We start from the raw sequence: 18075 nt of genomic DNA, 5'->3' as shown, positions 1-18075 counted from the left end.
GCCCGTGATCAGGCTGTTGCACAGGAACGGGCAGAACGCAAGGGTGCTGATGCTGCACAGGATAAAGTCATCAAACAGGTCAACGACAATCTGGTAAGTTCTGTCAATACGATTAACAAGAACGTAGCTGACGGGTTCAATGCACTGAGTGCTGTCGATCTGCAGGAAGCCCAGACCCGTGCAGCTGCTGACCAGACATTGCAGAATCAGATTGCAAACAATGCACAGGCTATTGGTACGACAAAAGATGGCAACTATGTCAAGAGCAATAATAGCGTTGGCAAGAATCTGAATGTCCTGGATGCTCAGGTAGGTCAGAACAGTGCTAACATCAATCAGTTGTTCAGCGATTACAGCTCCATGAAGACGGACATCAATAAAGTCGGTGCTCGTTCGGCTGCATTGGCTGGCCTCCATCCTCTCGACTTTGACCCGGCTAATAAGCTCAACTTCGCCGTCGCTTCCGGTTCGTTCAAAGGGGAAAACAGCGTCGCTCTCGGTGCGTTCTACCGCCCGAACGAAAATGTTATGTTCAGTGCCGCCAGCACCATGGGTGATTCTGACAATGCGTATACCTTTGGACTGAGCTTCAAGATTGGCCCGTCCTCGGCTAAGACAAAAACTACTTCGCCGGATGCGGAAGAACTGTACAAAGTGGTTGGTCAGTTACAGGATCAGTTAGCGGCTCAGCAGAAAGAAATTGAACAGCTCAAAGCAGAAAAAGCTGCTAAATAACCTGCCATAGCAGAAACAACTGTAAAAGTAACATAGAATATACTATAAAAGAACCAGGGCCTGTCAAACGACAGGCCCTGGTTCTTTGTATACGGCATCGTAAGTATACGTGCATCGGGATGGCAGTGACGATGCTTTTTATTCTTTTGTGTCGGTAATCTTGTCTACGGAATAGCCGGCATTGACGACAGCTTTAAACATGGCCTTGTCATCGGCTTCATCGGTTACATGGACGGTAGCCCGTTTGTCCATAAGGCTGACTTTGGCTTTCAGGACCCCGGGCACGGCTTCCAGCGCTTCTTTTACGTGGGCCGCGCAATGGTCGCACATCATGCCGTTGATATAGATATATTTTTCTTTTCCTTCCTGACTGGAACCGAAAAGGTTACTGAAGAATCCCATGTATATCCCCTCCACATCTTATATATGAGAATGAATTTTATTATACACATCTATTATACGGAAGAAATAGCAAAAATACAAGTCAATGCAATCAGGTGTTGTCTTATGAAGCCTATAGCAGAGTGCGGATAGCGTCGGCAATGCGGGTGGCCACGTATGGATTGTTCATGGTGTAGATATGGACGCCGTCTACACCGTTGGCCAGGAGGTCCACAATCTGATCGATGGCATAGGCGATTCCGGCATCGCGCAGGGCGGTATTGTCATGACCGTACCGGGTCAGGATTTTCTGGAACTTCAGAGGAAGGGTAGCCCCGCAAAGAGTGACCATCCGTTCAATCTGTTTCTTGTTGGTGACGGGCATGATACCCGCTTCGATAGGGACGCGGATTCCAGCCTGGGTCGATTTGTCGAGGAAATTGTAAAAATCGTGGTTATCGAAGAACAGCTGTGTAATGAGTTCGCTGGCACCGGCATCGACTTTGATTTTCAGATGTTCCACGTCTTCTGCCAATGTTTTGGAATTGGGGTGGCCTTCGGGATAGCAGGCGCCGATAACGTTGAATTCATCCCCTGTCTGCTGACGGATAAAAGCGATGAGGTCGCTGGCATGGGGAAATACGCATTTAGGTTCGATACCGGGCGTTTTATCACCGCGCAGGGCCAGAATATTTTCAATACCGTGTTCCCGCAGTTTCTGCAGTGTATCCAGCACTTCCTCTTTATCGAGATTGATGCAGGGCAGGTGTGCCGCTGTTTCACAACCCAGACTTTTGATTTTGGAAGCGACTTCTACGGTAAGATTCCCCCCCTTGCCGCCGGCTCCGCAGGTGACGCTGATAAAATCCGGATGGAGACCACTCAGTTTTTCCAGTGTCGGATAGACTGTTTCAACAGGAATTTCTTTTTTCGGTGGAAAGACTTCAAAGGAAAAAACAGTTTTCTTAGAAAATAAATCACAAGTTTTCATGTACATACCCCTCATTATGAAATAGTGTTATCAGAAGCTGGGAATAATAGCTCCTTTGTATTTTTCTTCAATGAATTTTTTCACTTCCGGTGATTGCAGTGCTTTTGCCAGCTTCTGGATTTCCGGACGGTTTTCATCGCCGCGGCGTACGACCAGCACATTGGCATAAGGCGAATCCTTGGATTCGGTGAATAAGGCGTCCTGGAGCGGATTGAGTCCTGCTTCAAGGGCGTAATTGGTATTGATGAGTGCTATATCCACATCATCCAGAGAACGGGGAATCTGGGCAGCATCGAGTTCGATGAACTGGAGATTCTTGTCATTTTTTTCGATATCCTGAACAGTAGAAGCAATGCTGCCACCGTCTTTCAGGCTGATCAGGCCTGCCGTCTGGAGTACGAGAAGCGCACGGCCACCGTTGGTAGGATCATTAGGGATGGCGACTTTGGCGTTCTGCCCAAGCTGGGATAGTTCCTTGATTTTATGGGAATAGATGCCCATCGGTTCGACATGGACTTTGCACAGGGCAACCAGGTCGGTACCATGTTCATTGTTAAATTTTTCCATATAGGGTTCATGCTGATAGAAATTGGCGTCCAGTTCTTTATCCTGCAGAGCCAGATTGGGTTTGACATAATCGGTGAATTCGATAATGTCCAGGTCTACTCCTTCAGCGATAAGCATGGGCTTGATTTCTTTCAGGATTTCTCCATGTGGTACCGGTGATGCACCGACGGTGATTTTGACATTCTGTGACACTTCCCGGCCACCGGCCGGTTTCTGCCCACCACAGCCGGCCATGAGAAATGCAGCGGTTCCGATTGCGACAGCTGCCGCGGTTATCCAGATTTTCCAGTGTTTCATATTACCCCTCCTGTCATCTAAGGCCTCCAGAGGGCATAAAAAAAGACTCTTTCCCGAAAGAGAAAGAGTACATCATTTTCTTTATCTCCCGGAATTTCTTCCGCAGGAATTGGCACCGTATTATCGGTTGCCGGGTTTCATAGGGCCCGTCCCTCCGCCGCTCTGGATAAATGTGTGTACTGTCATAAGACAGTACGTGATGAAATTGTTGAAGCCATTTTACCATGACTGCAGGATTTGTCAAGAAGGAAAAAAAGATTGATTGATTTCTCTTGACTTTGAGAAAAAAAGCCGTATAATTACAAGTAATCTACATAGCATTGTCGATGAACGAAACGAGTACGTGTACAGCGACAGCTACAGCGAGCCGATGGCAGTGAGAGTTCGGCGCCGGTCCGTACAGGGAATGGATTCGGGAGATGCGGCCTGAACGGTAACCAGTAGGGCTCGACGGTGTAGTTCCACCGCTATCAAAGAAACGTGTATCGCCCTTTGCGGGCCGTACATAGTGAGTCGGGCTTAAAGCCAATGTGGGTGGTACCGCGGAAGAATCAGACCTTTCGTCCCTTTAGAGGGATGAAAGGTCTTTTTTATTGTCTAAGAGAGGATGAACAGGAATGCTGGAAATGAGAGATGTGACGTTCCATTACACAGACGGTACACCGGTATTGGAACATATGAATCTGACGATTGGCGCCGGTGAATTCATCGGCCTGGGTGGCCGCAACGGTTGTGGCAAGACGACGGTGACCCGTTTGCTGATGGGGCTTGAAAAACCCGTATCGGGAGATATTTTCCTGGATGGGAAGAGAATAAACGACGAAGAAGCGGCCGCACGCAGTCCTTATATTGGATATGTATTCCAGCGGCCGGAACGGCAGATGTTCCGACCAACTGTGCGGCAGGAAGTAGCTTATGGACCGGAACAGCTGGGCCGCAACCGTGAAGAGGTCGCATCGGCTGTTACAGCGGCGCTGCAGGCTACCGGGCTGGAACATCTGGCAGAAGCTTATCCGCCCAATCTCAACCGGGGAGAAAAACAGCGCGTCGCCATTGCGTCGGCTATTGCCATGCACACACAGTACCTTATCCTCGATGAACCGACGAGTGGTCAGGACAGCGCCGATAAAAAATCGCTCATGGCACTTTTATCCCGGCTTCATCGGGATGGACTTACCATTCTCATTATCAGTCACGATATGGATATATTTGCCGAATACTGTCAGCGGGTCATCGTCATCGGGCATCACACCAAAGCCTTCGATGGGACGCCCCAGGAATTGTTTACCCAAAGGGAGGACCTGTATGAATTAGGCTTGAGCCGGCCTGATGCCGTGACCTTGTCTCAAGCCGTGACGGGGCTTCCGTACTGCAAATCCGTCGATGAATTCACAGCAGCCATGCTGCAGCGTCTGGGAGGGAAATAAGATGAAACACTTCGTACCCGTAACAAAATTATCAGGCACTATTGCTTTTTCGTTCTGGGCTCTCGTGCTGCACACGCCGGGCCCTCTGGCTGCCCTGGTCATCATAGAACTCATTCTTTTGGGATTTGCCGGTAATATAGCGCGCAATGTCAAAGCGGCCATGAGCCTGACTGTATTTGCCGTCTTTCTGGCGGTGGTCCAGCTCCTAGGAGGGGGATCACTCGAATCGGCCTACGTGACGGGACTCCGGATGCTGGCCATGACGATCGTATTCATCATCCTGCTTACGACGACGCGTCTGCAGGACCTGACGGCGGCTCTGGTCAAACAAATCCATATTCCCTATGAATATGCCTTCATGTTTACGGCGGCTCTGCGGTTTGTCCCCGATTTCATCGCTGAAAGCCGGACGGTCCAGGAAGCACAGGCCTGCCGGGGACTTTCTACAAAGGGGAATATTCTGAAGAAGTGCATCCATTACATGGGCGTCGTTCAGCCGCTGATGCTCAAATCCCTGGGGCGTTCTGAAACCATGGCCCTGAGTCTGGAATTGCGGGGATTTGGCAATAATGAACACAGCTTCATGACAAATGTACGGCCGGCCGGTTGCGATTATGCCGTCATGGCCTTATTTATAGGATTGAGCGTACTCGTCGTATATATGCGTATCTATGGTATCGTCTGAGGGGGAAAGGGACATGAAACACATTGAAGATATCAGCACATTGGAATTTCATCATCGTCAGGGTGGCCAGTTCCGCTGGATTACGATTACGACACTGATGCTGGCTATTGGTACAATCCTGCATCTCGTGTCGCCCAGTGTGGGCGGTGTTACGCCGAACTGGACCATTGCAACGTACTGCGTGGCTATCTGCCTGACAAAGCCGACGTATCGTCAGGCTCTGGGCATCGGCCTGGTAGCTGCCCTTATCAACGTCCTTACGTCCAAATCGGGATTTCCTTATGGCAACCTTATCAGCGAACCTATCGGGGCATTGACCTGTGCGTTTCTCGTCAAGAACCTCGCGTTCCTCAAATTCCGCGGCCATTCGTGTCTGCCTGTTCTGACAGGCTTTGCCGCGACATGCATGAGCGGTGGCGCATTCGTTACGATTTTGAAATTTGTTATGAATCTTCCGAATACGGTATATTTTACAGGGATGCTGCCGCTGGTCGTCATCGTCGGCGCACTCAATGCCATCGTGACCCCGCTCATGTATTTTCCGGCGCTTCGTCTCTTCGTATCCCGTGGCATCCTCGATTCTCTGGAAGAACAGAGCGTCACTTCGGATCACAGCCAGTATGACTTGAAGCCGTCTGTCCCGGGCCTGATTTCCATTGAACATCTGACTTACACCTATAATAAGCAGACGACACCTGTCCTGGATGATGTGAGCCTGGCCGTGCATAAGGGTGATTTCTTGGTCATTACCGGCGAAAGCGGCAGTGGCAAGAGTTCTCTCTGTATGGCGATGACCGGCGCCATTCCTCATTATTTCGGCGGTGTCATGAAAGGCATGGTGTATGTTGATGGACAGGCTACGACCCAGACGACGATTTCCCGTCTGGCGAGCCGTGTCGGCGCTATGCTTGACGACTATGACAGCCAGCTCGTAGCTATGACCGTAGAAGAAGAAATTGCTTTCAGTCTGGAAAATCAGGGGGTAGCACCCGATAAAATTGAAACAGCCATTACAGAAGTGCTGGAAAAAGTCAAACTGACACCGTATCGCACACGGCAGCTGACTAATTTGTCCGGCGGCCAGCGGCAGCGGCTGGTCATTGCCGGCGTACTGGTGACCAATCCGGAAATCCTCGTATTCGATGAACCGACATCGGCTCTCGATCCGGAAGGAACTCACGATTTCTATGAACTGGTCCATGAACTGAATGTCCGCTATGGACATACCATCGTGGTTATCGAACACAATCTGGAAGCAGCGCTTCCGTATGCCAACCGGCTGGTTCTCCTCGACCATGGCCAGCTACGGTCCGATGGGGATGTGGAAACGACACTCCGCTACATGTATAACCATGATATTTATGCGACGGCGGTGCCGAAGGTATTTGCCTGCCAGCTGGATTTGGAAAAAGCGGGGTACCAGTTTGATCAGCCATGGCTCTCAGTAGAAGCGGCGGTCCGGTCCTTACAGGATGCGGCACCGGCTTTGGAACGGGCGGTGTAAACTATGCGTCTTCTTTGCCTTGGTGACAGCCTGACCTACGGGTATGACGTAAGCCATGAAAAAGGATGGGTGAGTCTCGCCGCAGCGGCATTGCGATGGGAAGCCGATAATCACGGTATGTGCGGCGATACGACCTGGGGCATGCTGACCCGGCTGCGTCAGCTTACCCTGTCGGGCTACGATGCCTTTTTCCTCATGGGCGGCTCCAACGATATCCTGGAAGATATTCCTCTCCGGGGGATAGAAGCCAATATGGAAGCTATGATACGGCTCATGCAGAAACAGCACAAGTCCATATATCTGGGCATTCCGCCCCTGACGCAGCGGGAAAGTGCAGATTACGGATGGCAGGCCCGGCAGGATGTGGACCGGCATAATGACATGCTGGCAGACTACCGGACCTGGCTTCTTCACCTGTGCCAGACAGAAGGGCTGCACCCGGTTGATTTCTATGCAGTCCTGCAGAAATCCCCGCATTACGCCGACGGTGTTCATCCCGATGAGACCGGCTATCGCCTGCTGGCTGATGCGGCCATTTCGGTTATGAAACGGGCAGACCAGACAAAAAATCCGTAGACCAGCAGAAAACTGTTTCCATATACTATGTGAATAATGCCCTTTCACTTAAAAAATAAAACGCCAATACGACGAACCTGTTTTCATCGTATTGGCGTTTTATTATAGTTCGATTTTGTAGCACTGCGCTATTTTAAGAGCTACAGATAATTTTTCGTACGATTCTGGTTGCAGTATATCGCAGGATAAGAGATGGCTGATTTGTTTTAACCGATACCGGATTGTGTTTTTATGCTGTCCCAGCACCTCTGCAGTTCTATTGATATTGCCCCTGCATTGGATGAATGATAGGGCTGTTTCCATCAGAGATGTATGATTTTCCGAATCATAATCACGGATTGGATTCAAAATGGAAGAAGTAAAATGCTGCATAGCTGGTTCGTGGCAATAGGGGAGAAGAATGCTGTAGATGCCTAACGCATCATATAACTGATAGGGGTGTGACAAATCTGTATGAAAATAACTGCTGTAAATGGCTTCTTCTATGCAGAGCTTTATTTTTCGTTCCCGGTAATGAATGGAACTGACTCCCATATGATACGAAATTGCCAGTGCCCCAACTGGCGTATCCAGAATTTGCTGGGCCAATTCGTCTGGGCGGGCATTTTTGAAGTTATGGGAAGAATGAATATATAAAAGCCCATTTTTATATCGTAAGAGAGTATTATACGATGTCAGTAATCCGGCGTATTTGGCGGCGTATTCCATTTTCATGTAGTCATTGGCGGTTAATGGTGCGTCAGAGCGGAAATACATGCAAAAGATATCGGGCTGTAGACAAGGATTCACTTCCAATTGCAATTCTTTTTGATGTTCGTCATGTTCAGGAAGAGCGATGATACGGGAAATAATATGCTCAAATTTGTCGAAATCATGGAGCGATTGTAATCGCTTATAAATATTGATAATTATTTTTTCAAAATATTGTTCAGAACTTTTTATAAGGATAATAGGAAAACCGGCTGAATCGGCAAAACGCAATATATGAGAAGACAGGGGCAGGCTATATACATTTTTTATAACAAGCCCGCTGCAATTGCGGTGATGCAAAAGGCGTATAGCATCAATCAGACAGCCGGGATCTTCTTTTGCGTATTGCAGACTGGACAAGATAAGCTGATTGGGGATAAAGCTCAATTTCGTGTATTTCTTTTTCAATGTCCTGTCATATTCGTAATCCAGGATGCCGCACGATGTGATTTGGTTGGAAATACCTTTGGCGCCAGCAATGAGTGTAAAACCAGAGAATTCTGGATAATGTAAAATTTCAGCGATTGTCAGTTTCAACAAAATCACCCCGTATATGTTGTATAAAAGAATAAGACAGGTTTAGTATATCTGTAAAAAAATAAATCCGCAATAGGAAAATATGAAAAAATAAGGTCTGACAGATTATATAAAAGAATAAAACGATAAGTACCAATTTATAAAATAATACAATAATCATGAGTTGAATGCGGAGGCCTATTTATATAAAATTTATTTAGAGAACAATACTAAATGACAAAGGTCAGAAGGAGGAATAGCATGGTTGTTTTAAGTAAACGAGCCAGAAACCTTCATCAGGGGGCTATTCGGGCTATGTTCGATAAAGCGGCAACGATGGACCGGGTTATCAGTATGGGAATCGGAGAGCCCGATATGGCAACACCTATGCCTATTTGTGAAGCCGCGGCTATGGCACTGAGGAACGGTCAGACACACTATACCCCTAATGCGGGCACATTGGAATGCCGGCAGGCTGTTTCTGAATGGGGGAATATAAAAGAACTTCACTATGATTCCCGGTCAGAAATCATCATCACACCGGGAGGCATGGGCGCATTATCGTTGCTTTTGTCAGCCATTGTGGAAGAAGGTGTTGAAATACTGATTCAGGATCCTCAATGGCTGAATTATGCCAGTCAGGTTCGTTTCTTCGGAGGCGTTCCCGTTCCGGTCCCTACATCGGCAGAAAAAGGCTTTGTGATTCAGGCTGCCGACATAGAGCAAAAAATTACAGAGAAAACGAAAGCAATTATGTTAAATTCACCGAATAATCCGACAGGAGCCGTAATTCCAGAAAAAGAACTCAGGAAAATTGCGGAAGTAGCTATCCGTCATGATCTTCTCGTAATTTCTGATGAAGTATATAATACGTTGTATTATACGGAAAAGCCCGTTTCCATTAGTGCTTTACCAGGAATGAAAGACAGGACCATTGTCATCAATAGTCTGTCCAAAGCGTTTGCGATGACGGGATGGAGACTTGGTTTTGCTGCCGGCCCTGCGGAAATTATCAGTAAAATGGTGCCAGCCCAGGAAAATATCAGTGCCTGTGCTAATTCTATTGCCCAGGCAGCGGCTGTGTATGCTTTGCATCATCCGGAATTATCAGAGACACTGCACACCGTATTCCAGCAAAGACGCAGGATTGTCATGGAGGGTCTGGATGCAATACCGGGGATTTCCTATTGTGAACCAGATGGTGCTTTTTACGTATTTCCCAATATCAAGTCTTTTAGAATGACGAGCTATGAATTTTGTAATCGTTTATTGGAGGAAGAACATGTAGTCTGCATCCCGGGAAGCGCGTTTGGACAATCGGGGGAAGGCTATATGCGTATGGCGTATACGTGCAGTGAAGATGAGTTAGTGGAAGGATTGCAACGGATAAAACGTTTTTGTGAAGCCATAAGGGGGAATCAGGCATGAGTAGTGTATTCCGGTATATGAATCAACATTTTGCACTATGCTTATTTGGGGCGGTCATTGTTGGTATCGTTCTTTCCTTTGTCATGGGAGAGCAAGTCGTATTATTGAAACCACTGGGGACTATTTTTACCAGACTTCTGGTTATGATCGTTCCTGTATTGGTATTCTTTTCTATTGCGTCTTCTTTTGCCAACATCGGGGATGCTACCCGGATGAAACGATGGGCGGGAAAGATTATTGGCTGGTTTGTCCTTTCCATGCTGATAGCTACGTTTTTAGGCATTGCCATGGGGCTCCTTTTTAAACCGGGACTGGGGATTGAATTGCATTCTGCAGATTTTAAAGTAACGGAAATTACAGTAGATATGTTTATTGACTGGCTGCCTAAAAACTTCCTGGGATGCATAGCAGAAGGCAATACAATCCAGATTGTGTTTTTATCCATTTTTGTAGGAATTGCCGTTGTCATGATGCCCGATGGCAAGTCGAAGACGTTTTTGACCAATATATTATCGTCCAGTGAAGATTTAATCTTGCAGATTGTAAAAGGCATCATGTATTATGCCCCTATCGGTGTTGCCGCCTTGATGGCTACGTCTATTGGCGAATTGAAAGGTGCCTTTGTTACACAGATGGGAAGCTTTTTGGCCGCTTACAGCATTGCTTTTGTCCTGCAGGTAGCTATTGTATATTTTCTGCTTCTGTATGTCGTAGGCAAAATCAATCCATTCCGTTTTACGCGGAAAATGTTTCCTGCACTGATTACAGCTTTTACAACAACCAGTTCAGCGGCTACCTTGCCTGTAAATCTCCGCTGTGTCAAGGAAATGGGCGTTGATAAAGAAATGACCGACTTTGGTCTGCCTCTTGGGGTTACATTCAATATGGATTCTATGGGGATTGAAATCCCTCTGTACATCATGTTGGGGATGTATGCTGTGGGAACAGCACCTACTATTGGACAACTCTTCCTATTTGTCATCATGGGGATAGCCTTTTCAATAGGGTGTGCCGGTGTTCCAGGCGGTGGACTGGCAATCGCTGTAATTCTGGTTAATGCATTCGGGCTGCCAACAGAAGTCGTTGCCTGGATTGCAGCCGTATTCTTCTATCTGGATATTACAGGTACGCCTATGAATATCTGGGGAGATGCAGTATGCACGGCTATTGTAGCCAGCAAGGAAGGCAAAATCGACTGGGATAAGATGAATTCCTGACGTTTTAATTAATAAGAGCCGGTACATCCTGTGCCGGCTCTTTTGAAAATCGGATATGGCAAAAATGCGTTTCTTTCATGGACAAGTCTGGTTGTACCATGCTACAATGCAAGTAGTGGTATAGTGCAGAAAGGGTGATGATATGTATATTGCAACGATTGACGGAGGGACGAGTAATACCCGCGTCTTTGTCTGGCATGATGGCATCATTGCCGGGCAGGCAAAGGCGGCTGTTGGCGTGCGCAATACGGCTATGGATGGGACGAACCAGAGACTGCAGGAAGCCGTCCGGGATACGTTGTCTGAAGCGGCCAGCATGGCAGGTATTACGACGGAGGATATTTCTCTGATATTGGCAGCCGGTATGCTGACGAGCAATGTAGGCCTGTGTGATATCCCGCATGTAACGGCTCCGGTCCGTCTCGAAGAGCTGGCCCGGGCTATGGTGGAGAAAAATCTTCCTGCTATATGCCGGCAGCCTATATGGTTCGTTCCGGGCGTACGCAACTGTAATCCGGCAACGCTTACACCGGACAAGAGCTTTGATATGGATATGATGCGCGGCGAAGAAGTAGAAGCCGCGGGACTATTGGCACAAGCAGCTCCGGCGGGGAACGCCGTATTCGTCCTGCCCGGTTCGCATAATAAATACGTTATGATTGATGAACAGCAGCGTATACAGGGCTGCCTGACGACGTTATGTGGCGAACTGCTCCATTCCCTGACTTTTGATACCATACTGGCAGATACGCTGAACCGGTCATTTGCATCGGAATTTCTGGCAGGACCTTTCCGGAAAGGCGCCAGTGATTATCACAAGATGGGACTTCTGCATGGCGCTTTCATGACGCGGATTCTGGGAATGTTCTGCCATTATACGGCACAGGAAGCCCAGAATTATCTGCTGGGCCTGCTTATGGCTGATGACATGACGGCACTGGAACGGAGCCGGGTTTTTGCGGGACTGGAAGAAGCTGTCTTTGTCGTGGCCGGCAATCCAGTCATGCAAAAGGCCTATGAAGCCATCCTGACAAACAAGGGCCGTCAGGTCGTACTGGCTTCAGAAGAACAGCAGCGGGCCTTATCAGGCCGGGGTGTCCTCTATCTGGCTGGTTTGCGCGGTTTGCTTTAAGGAAAGGGAGAAATGATTATGAGTTTGTTACAAGAAATGCTGGATGCTAAAATTATTTCGATTATCCGCGGTGTTGCCAGTCAGGATATTGTTAAAGCTGTAGAAGCCCTGCAGCGCGGGGGTGTGCGTTTTGTCGAAGTGACCTATCGTCCGGGTGATGATGCGGCCTGCCGGGATACGCTGCGGAGTATTTCTGCTTTGCAGGAACAGTTTGGTGGTCAGATGCATATCGGTGCCGGTACCGTCCTTTCCGTGCAGCAGGTTGAAGATGCAGCACAGGCTGGGGCCGAATTCATTATTTCCCCCAATACCAATACGGATGTCATCAGGTATACTAAGCAGAAAGGCCTGATTTCACTTCCCGGAGCCTATACTCCGACGGAAGCTGAAACGGCCTGGGAGGCCGGGGCTGATATTGTCAAGATTTTCCCTGCCGGCAATCTGGGACCTTCGTATTTTAAAGCTGTCAAAGCATCCCTGTCCCAGTTGCGCTTGTCCGCTGTCGGGGGTGTATCGGAAGCGAATATCAGTGATTTTCTGGCGGCCGGCGTAGATTCTTTTGGCATTGGCAGCAACCTTGTCAGTGCGGACAGGGTGCGCCGGGGAGCTTTTGATGAAATTGAAAAAGCTGCCGCTTTTTATACAAATGCTGTACGATGAGGAGGAAACCATCATGAGTTATATGGATATGTTTTCCCTGAAAGGGAAAGTAGCTCTCGTTACTGGCGGGTCATACGGTATCGGATTTGTCATTGCAAGAGCTTATGCCCGGGCCGGAGCCCGTATTGCCTTTAATTGCCGTAGTCAGGAGCATCTGGACACGGCCATGGCTGCCTATGCCAAAGAAGGGATTGATGCCAAAGGATATATCTGTGATGTGACGGATACAGAGAAAGTACGGGATATGGTAGCGGATATTGACACCAGCATTGGGACGATCGATATCCTGGTCAATAATGCCGGCATCATCAAGCGGATTCCCATGTGTGACATGGATGAAGCCGACTTCCGTCAGGTCATTGATATCGATCTCGTTGCACCGTTTATCGTGTCCAAGGCGGTTATTCCCGGCATGATTGCCAAGGGAGAAGGAAAAATCATCAATATCTGCTCCATGATGAGTGAACTGGGGAGAGAGACTGTATCGGCCTATGCGGCTGCCAAAGGCGGGCTCAAGATGCTGACCCGTAATATCTGCTCGGAATTTGGTGGAGCCAATATCCAGTGCAATGGCATCGGACCGGGTTACATTGCAACGCCCCAGACCGCTCCGCTCCGCTAGCGTCAGGCTGATGGATCCCGTCATCCTTTCGATGCGTTCATTGTCTCCAAGACGCCGGCCGGCCGCTGGGGGACTACGGAAGATTTGGAAGGACCAGCTATTTTCCTGGCATCTCATGCTTCCGATTTTGTAAATGGGCATATCCTGTATGTAGACGGCGGAATTCTGGCTTACATTGGCAAACAGCCGTAAGACAGAGAACCTGAACAATAATGAGGCTGCAACAAAATGGTTTCAATTGATTATTTTGCTGCAGCCTCGCAATATAAAAGGAACTGTGAGTGAGACATGTCTGATGCGGCATGTTTCACTCCTTTTTTGTTTGAAAGCTTTCCCGTTCAACGAGGATAGCACTGAATTCCGTGCGGACAGGGACGGGCTGATCCTGTCGGGAAAGAAGCTGGATCATAGATTGAACGGCGCTGGCACACAGGCTGTCCAGCCGGTTGTCGATGCTGCTCAGAGTGGGCGTGGCACAGGCAGCCAGTATAGAATTATTCCAGCCGACAACGGGTACGTAGCGGCCATTTTCCAGGGCGGCCCGCTGGGCACCGACGGCGAGGATATCTTCTGATGTGACGATGGCATCGAACGGGATAGACCGGGATATGAGGTGTGCAATAGCTTTTTCGGCACCTTCCAGACTGAGAGGCACCTGCTGGATAAGAGCCGGGTCTTCTTTAATGCCCATATCTTTCAGCCCCTGGCGCAGCCCTTGCAGTTTGTGGCGGCCGCTGTATGTCCGGACGTTATACAAGTAAGCGATGGACCGGCAGTGCTGTCCGGACAGGGTGTGTATGAGCCACCGCATGCCTTCTGCTTCATTACAGACGATACTATAGAGACCGGGCAGATGGTAATCACAGTTGATTGTAAGAACCGGGATTTTTTTTGCAGCCGTTGCAAGAACTGCGATATCCTGTTCGGAGGAAAAAACCGTACCGACAGTAATCAGGCCATCTACGTGCTTATTGACGAGGCTGGTGATATATGGGCTGTTGTGACCTGTATCGGGACCGGTACAAGAGAGCATGATGTCAAAATGGTGCTGGCGCATACCGTCTTCGATGAGAGATACGGCACTGGCAAAAAATGCATCGGTCAGGCTGGTGCAGAGAACACCGACGATTTTCATGGAATCCAGTCCGAGACCACGGGCAAACGGGTTTGGCGTATAGCCCATGTCTTTCATGGTATCCAGTACCATACGGCGCGTTTTTTCGCTAACCCGGCTGTTGCCATTGAGGACACGCGATACAGTAGCGATGGAAACATGGCATTTTTTGGCAATATCATAGATAGTTACGTTCATATCTGACATAGGAGTGCCTCGCTATCATCACAAAAAAATTAAATATTACATTGAGTATAGCATAGAATGGGAAACAGAGTAAATATATTATGAAAGCGATTACATAAAAACAGAATAAAGAGAGCCGGTTATACAAATCGGCAGATTTGATAGTATATATTAGCAAGTAAGATTTATCCGCATTATTTTGACGTATTATGGGATGGCTGAACGTATCAATGAGTTTAAGTACATAAAAAATATAAAATTATATCTATTTTGCATGGAAGTTGACATGACAAAGTATACATGGTACATTTTTTGAGGTAATAATTGTAAGCGCTTACATAAAAACGAGAGGGATGATGCAACAATGACGGGATTTATGACGGAAGATTTCCTGCTTCATTCCCGTACGGCGCAGCAACTCTATCATGCGTATGCTGAAACGGAGCCAATTGTGGATTATCACTGCCATATCTCTCCCCGGGATATTGCGGAAAATCACCGGTTTTCCAGCATTACTGAAGCGTGGCTTGGTGGAGATCACTATAAATGGCGGCTTATGCGGGCCTGTGGTATACCAGAACGGGATGTGACTGGTGACGGGTCGGATCTGGAAAAATTTACAGCTTATGCGAAAGCGCTTTCCCTTGCGCCGGGTAATCCGTTGTACCATTGGAGTCATCTGGAATTGTGGCGTTATTTTGGCTGCCGGCAGGTATTGTCAGAACAGACGGCTCCAGCTATTTTTAATCATTGCCAGGAAGTACTGGATAATGATGATACCCTGCGCGTACAGGGACTGCTCCAGCGCTCCCGGGTACGGATCCTGTGTACGACAGATGACCCTGTTGATGATCTTCATTGGCACCGGGTACTGCAAAGCAGCTCATTTCACGCTACCCGGGTCGTACCTGCGATGCGGCCGGATGTATTGATGCATATTGAACGGAATGGGTTTTCTTCTTATGTGGAACGGCTGGGCGGATCGGCAGGGATGACCATTCATACCTTTGCTGATCTGTGCGAGGCTCTAAAATTGCGTATGGACGTATTTGCCGGGCTGGGATGCCGGGCAGCTGATCACGCTCTGGATACGGTTGTCTATCAACCGGTACCAGCGGCTGAACAAGAACGCATTTTCCAGAAAGGCCTGGCCGGCAGAGATATATCACAGGACGAGCAGGAGCAGTATCTTACGGGGCTTCTCCTGTTTCTCGCTGATGAATACCGGCGCCGGGGATGGGTTATGGAACTTCACATAGGGGCTCTTCGTAATGTCCATACCGTTATGTACCGGCGTTTCGGGTCTGATACAGGGTACGATGCTATTGGCCGGGGCTGTGATATTGAAAAATTAGCCCGGTTCCTGGATCATCTGGAACGGGGAGGCAGTCTGCCGAAAACTATTTTATTTTCAGCATCGCCATATGATCTGATGGCTCTTACCGTATTAGGGGCTTCCTTTTCTGAAGAAGGCGTCCCGTCCCGGATTCAGCCGGGTGTCCCCTGGTGGTTCAACGATACGAAGCAGGGACTTCTCGATTATCTGGCGATTGTATCGGAAGAAACTGTATTAGGCAATATGGTGGGGATGCTTACCGATTCCCGGTCGTTCCTGTCGTATCCGCGCCACGAATATTTCCGGCGCATTCTTTGTGACTGGCTGGGAAATCTGGTAGAACGTGGTGAATTTCCATATGATGAAGCCCGGCTGGCATCTCTTATCCACCAGCTTTGTTATGGCAATGCCATGTCGTTTTTCCAGTTTTCCCGTGAGTAAGAGTTTGTTTTTGCCTGTTATATTTTTATCATTTTAATTTTAGTACTTATTTATCATTCTATGCAGACGGACAAAGGGATGACAGGCTTTGTCCAAAGGAGGTTATTATGGAACACTGGTTACCTGTGTTATGGGTAGTCGTAGCCATTGCCATGCTGTTGTTCCTGACAGTTAAGGTCAAACTACACAGTATGATTACCCTGCTCTTAATGGCTATTTTCGTCGCGTTCATGGAAGGCATGGATGCCGGGACACTGGTCAAGACTATCAGTAAAGGCGCCGGCAGCACTCTTGGCGGCGTCGGTCTTATCGTCGTCCTGGGCGCGGCTCTGGGTCAGCTCATGACAGACTGTGGAGCTTCTAAAAAAATTGCTGATACCATCGTCAAACATTGTGGCGTCCGTACATTGAAATGGGGCGTTCTCATTGTCGGTGTCATCTTTGGTATTTCTATGTTCTTTGAAGTGGCATTTATGGTTGTTGTACCGCTGGTGGTCAGTATTGCCAAGGAAGCCAAGGTTCCATATATGTTCCTGATTATTCCGGTTCTGGCTGCTGTTGCTCAGGCACATAGTATTTTCCCGCCCCAGCCGGGTCCGGTTGCCCTGGTAGATGCGTTTGGCGCAGACAGTGGCATGGTTTATCTTCTGGGACTGGTCGTCGTTATTCCGTCTATTATCTGTGCTGGTATCGTATTGCCCAAATTCCTCAAGGGAATTGATACTTATGCAGAACCGAAACTGGGGAATCTCAGTGAAGTCGCTGTGGGGACCTATAAACTGCCACCATTCCTGGTCTGCCTGATTATTCCTCTCCTGCCAGCTATTTTTATGATTGGTAATACCATTGTTGAAGCTACGGTTGGCAAGGGTACGGCACTTGCTACGGCGTTTGGCTTTTTCGGCAGTCCGAATGTCAGTCTGCTTACGGCAGTTCTGGTCGCTATCTATGTATTTGGTATCCGGGCAGGCCGCACGATGGATGAAACGTCTACGTCTATTACCAATGCTATCAAGGGAATTTCTACGGTCGTCCTCATCATTGGTGCCGGTGGCGTATTCAAGCAGGTTATTGTAGATGCCGGAGTCGGACAGCACATTGCTGCCGCTGTTACAGGGCTCTCTATTTCACCGCTTATCCTGGCCTGGATCATTACGGTCATCATCCGCTGGGCTACTGGGCAGGGAGCTGTTTCTGCCATTACGGCGGCCGGTATTGTGGCTCCGCTGATTCCCGTATTCCACGTAGATCCGACGCTGCTCATGCTGGCTACGGCTGCTGGCAGCAATACCATCACCATGCCGAATGATGCGGCATTCTGGATGATGAAAGAAACATTCAATCTGTCCATGGGACAGACATTCAAGACCTGGGGGCTCCTGGAACTGACTAACTCCGTTGTCGGGCTGGCCATCGTCCTCGTATTGTCGCTGGTCATCTGATAGTCGATGAGAGGCTGCCGTATTGATATGCTCCCCCTATGAGAGACAGTAAAAAATAAAACTGTCAT

The 18075-nt window shown here is 48.5% G+C and carries 16 protein-coding genes, 1 pseudogene and 1 riboswitch; of the genes and pseudogenes, 12 read left to right on the top strand and 5 right to left on the bottom strand.

The window, feature by feature from the left end; genetic code table 11:
* The coding region (locus tag DW949_RS12685; protein ID WP_118023569.1) for a YadA C-terminal domain-containing protein at positions 1-735 on the top strand (735 nt) is incomplete at its 5' end.
* Between the two features lie 138 nt (positions 736-873).
* Here the strand turns inward: DW949_RS12685 and DW949_RS12680 are convergent.
* The 3 genes from DW949_RS12680 to DW949_RS12670 all read right to left on the bottom strand — a co-directional run bounded on the left by DW949_RS12680 (position 874) and on the right by DW949_RS12670 (position 2971).
* Positions 874-1137, bottom strand: coding sequence for a heavy-metal-associated domain-containing protein (locus DW949_RS12680; protein WP_118023566.1), 264 nt, complete (start codon positions 1135-1137; stop codon positions 874-876).
* 112 nt (positions 1138-1249) lie between these two features.
* The gene (gene metF, locus DW949_RS12675) at positions 1250-2107 is read right to left on the bottom strand and encodes a methylenetetrahydrofolate reductase [NAD(P)H] (RefSeq protein ID WP_118023565.1); all 858 of its coding nucleotides are present in this window, start codon (positions 2105-2107) and stop codon (positions 1250-1252) included.
* Between the two features lie 30 nt (positions 2108-2137).
* Positions 2138-2971, bottom strand: coding sequence for a MetQ/NlpA family ABC transporter substrate-binding protein (locus tag DW949_RS12670; protein ID WP_118023564.1), 834 nt, complete (start codon positions 2969-2971; stop codon positions 2138-2140).
* A gap of 78 nt (positions 2972-3049) precedes the next feature.
* Positions 3050-3144, bottom strand: a riboswitch (SAM riboswitch).
* A gap of 444 nt (positions 3145-3588) precedes the next feature.
* On the opposite strand from DW949_RS12670, the gene DW949_RS12665 reads away from it, so the two are divergent.
* The 4 genes from DW949_RS12665 to DW949_RS12650 are packed head-to-tail and all read left to right on the top strand — an operon-like array spanning position 3589 to position 7163.
* Entirely contained in the window at positions 3589-4398 is an 810-nt protein-coding gene (locus DW949_RS12665) for an energy-coupling factor ABC transporter ATP-binding protein (RefSeq protein WP_118023563.1), read from the top strand.
* A gap of 1 nt (position 4399) precedes the next feature.
* The gene (locus tag DW949_RS12660) at positions 4400-5083 is read left to right on the top strand and encodes an energy-coupling factor transporter transmembrane protein EcfT (RefSeq protein WP_118023562.1); all 684 of its coding nucleotides are present in this window, start codon (positions 4400-4402) and stop codon (positions 5081-5083) included.
* Positions 5084-5096: 13 nt separating this feature from the next.
* Positions 5097-6587 carry a tryptophan transporter gene (locus DW949_RS12655; protein ID WP_118023561.1) on the top strand — a complete coding sequence of 497 codons (1491 nt, stop codon included), beginning with the start codon at positions 5097-5099 and terminating at the stop codon, positions 6585-6587.
* Between the two features lie 3 nt (positions 6588-6590).
* Positions 6591-7163 (top strand): GDSL-type esterase/lipase family protein, encoded by a 573-nt coding sequence (locus DW949_RS12650; protein WP_118023560.1) that lies wholly within the window; start codon positions 6591-6593, stop codon positions 7161-7163.
* 102 nt (positions 7164-7265) lie between these two features.
* Here DW949_RS12650 and DW949_RS12645 read toward each other — a convergent pair whose 3' ends face one another.
* Positions 7266-8450: a PucR family transcriptional regulator gene (locus tag DW949_RS12645; protein ID WP_147349064.1), complete on the bottom strand. Its 1185-nt coding sequence runs from the start codon at positions 8448-8450 to the stop codon at positions 7266-7268.
* Between the two features lie 240 nt (positions 8451-8690).
* Here DW949_RS12645 and DW949_RS12640 point away from each other — a divergent pair, with 240 nt between their 5' ends.
* The 5 genes and pseudogenes from DW949_RS12640 (at position 8691) to DW949_RS12620 (ending at position 13680) form a co-directional block, all read left to right on the top strand.
* Entirely contained in the window at positions 8691-9857 is a 1167-nt protein-coding gene (locus DW949_RS12640) for a pyridoxal phosphate-dependent aminotransferase (RefSeq protein ID WP_158570689.1), read from the top strand.
* Entirely contained in the window at positions 9854-11074 is a 1221-nt protein-coding gene (locus tag DW949_RS12635; RefSeq protein WP_118023557.1) for a dicarboxylate/amino acid:cation symporter, read from the top strand. The genes DW949_RS12640 and DW949_RS12635 overlap by 4 nt, the downstream gene beginning before the upstream one ends.
* 142 nt (positions 11075-11216) lie before the next feature.
* Positions 11217-12206, top strand: a complete 990-nt coding sequence (locus tag DW949_RS12630; RefSeq protein WP_118023556.1) for a 2-dehydro-3-deoxygalactonokinase — start codon at positions 11217-11219, stop codon at positions 12204-12206.
* 18 nt (positions 12207-12224) lie between these two features.
* Complete coding sequence (locus tag DW949_RS12625; protein ID WP_199595923.1) at positions 12225-12866, top strand: bifunctional 4-hydroxy-2-oxoglutarate aldolase/2-dehydro-3-deoxy-phosphogluconate aldolase; 642 nt, start codon at positions 12225-12227, stop codon at positions 12864-12866.
* A 13-nt stretch (positions 12867-12879) separates the two neighbouring features.
* Positions 12880-13680, top strand: a pseudogene (locus DW949_RS12620) (gluconate 5-dehydrogenase).
* 115 nt (positions 13681-13795) lie between these two features.
* Here DW949_RS12620 and DW949_RS12615 read toward each other — a convergent pair.
* Entirely contained in the window at positions 13796-14809 is a 1014-nt protein-coding gene (locus tag DW949_RS12615) for a LacI family DNA-binding transcriptional regulator (RefSeq protein WP_233539602.1), read from the bottom strand.
* 343 nt (positions 14810-15152) lie between these two features.
* Here DW949_RS12615 and uxaC point away from each other — a divergent pair, with 343 nt between their 5' ends.
* On the top strand, positions 15153-16565 hold the full coding sequence (gene uxaC, locus DW949_RS12610) for a glucuronate isomerase (protein ID WP_118023555.1): 1413 nt from the start codon (positions 15153-15155) through the stop codon (positions 16563-16565).
* 107 nt (positions 16566-16672) lie between these two features.
* On the top strand, positions 16673-18007 hold the full coding sequence (locus DW949_RS12605) for a gluconate:H+ symporter (protein ID WP_118023554.1): 1335 nt from the start codon (positions 16673-16675) through the stop codon (positions 18005-18007).
* Positions 18008-18075: the final 68 nt, after the last annotated feature.

The sequence above is a fragment of the Megasphaera sp. AM44-1BH genome, from assembly GCF_003467125.1.
Taxonomy (GTDB): Bacteria; Bacillota; Negativicutes; order Veillonellales; family Megasphaeraceae; genus Megasphaera.
This window is presented reverse-complemented; position numbering and strand designations above follow the sequence as displayed.

What these genes read in the sequence shown, in the direction of transcription:
- DW949_RS12635 (WP_118023557.1), top strand. Translation starts at nt 9,854, where the DNA reads ATGAGTAGTGTATTCCGGTATATGAATCAACATTTTGCACTATGCTTA.
- metF (WP_118023565.1), bottom strand. Translation starts at nt 2,107, where the DNA reads ATGAAAACTTGTGATTTATTTTCTAAGAAAACTGTTTTTTCCTTTGAA.
- uxaC (WP_118023555.1), top strand. Translation starts at nt 15,153, where the DNA reads ATGACGGGATTTATGACGGAAGATTTCCTGCTTCATTCCCGTACGGCG.
- DW949_RS12670 (WP_118023564.1), bottom strand. Translation starts at nt 2,971, where the DNA reads ATGAAACACTGGAAAATCTGGATAACCGCGGCAGCTGTCGCAATCGGA.
- DW949_RS12630 (WP_118023556.1), top strand. Translation starts at nt 11,217, where the DNA reads ATGTATATTGCAACGATTGACGGAGGGACGAGTAATACCCGCGTCTTT.
- DW949_RS12660 (WP_118023562.1), top strand. Translation starts at nt 4,400, where the DNA reads ATGAAACACTTCGTACCCGTAACAAAATTATCAGGCACTATTGCTTTT.
- DW949_RS12625 (WP_199595923.1), top strand. Translation starts at nt 12,225, where the DNA reads ATGAGTTTGTTACAAGAAATGCTGGATGCTAAAATTATTTCGATTATC.
- DW949_RS12655 (WP_118023561.1), top strand. Translation starts at nt 5,097, where the DNA reads ATGAAACACATTGAAGATATCAGCACATTGGAATTTCATCATCGTCAG.
- DW949_RS12615 (WP_233539602.1), bottom strand. Translation starts at nt 14,809, where the DNA reads ATGTCAGATATGAACGTAACTATCTATGATATTGCCAAAAAATGCCAT.
- DW949_RS12605 (WP_118023554.1), top strand. Translation starts at nt 16,673, where the DNA reads ATGGAACACTGGTTACCTGTGTTATGGGTAGTCGTAGCCATTGCCATG.
- DW949_RS12680 (WP_118023566.1), bottom strand. Translation starts at nt 1,137, where the DNA reads ATGGGATTCTTCAGTAACCTTTTCGGTTCCAGTCAGGAAGGAAAAGAA.
- DW949_RS12640 (WP_158570689.1), top strand. Translation starts at nt 8,691, where the DNA reads ATGGTTGTTTTAAGTAAACGAGCCAGAAACCTTCATCAGGGGGCTATT.
- DW949_RS12665 (WP_118023563.1), top strand. Translation starts at nt 3,589, where the DNA reads ATGCTGGAAATGAGAGATGTGACGTTCCATTACACAGACGGTACACCG.
- DW949_RS12650 (WP_118023560.1), top strand. Translation starts at nt 6,591, where the DNA reads ATGCGTCTTCTTTGCCTTGGTGACAGCCTGACCTACGGGTATGACGTA.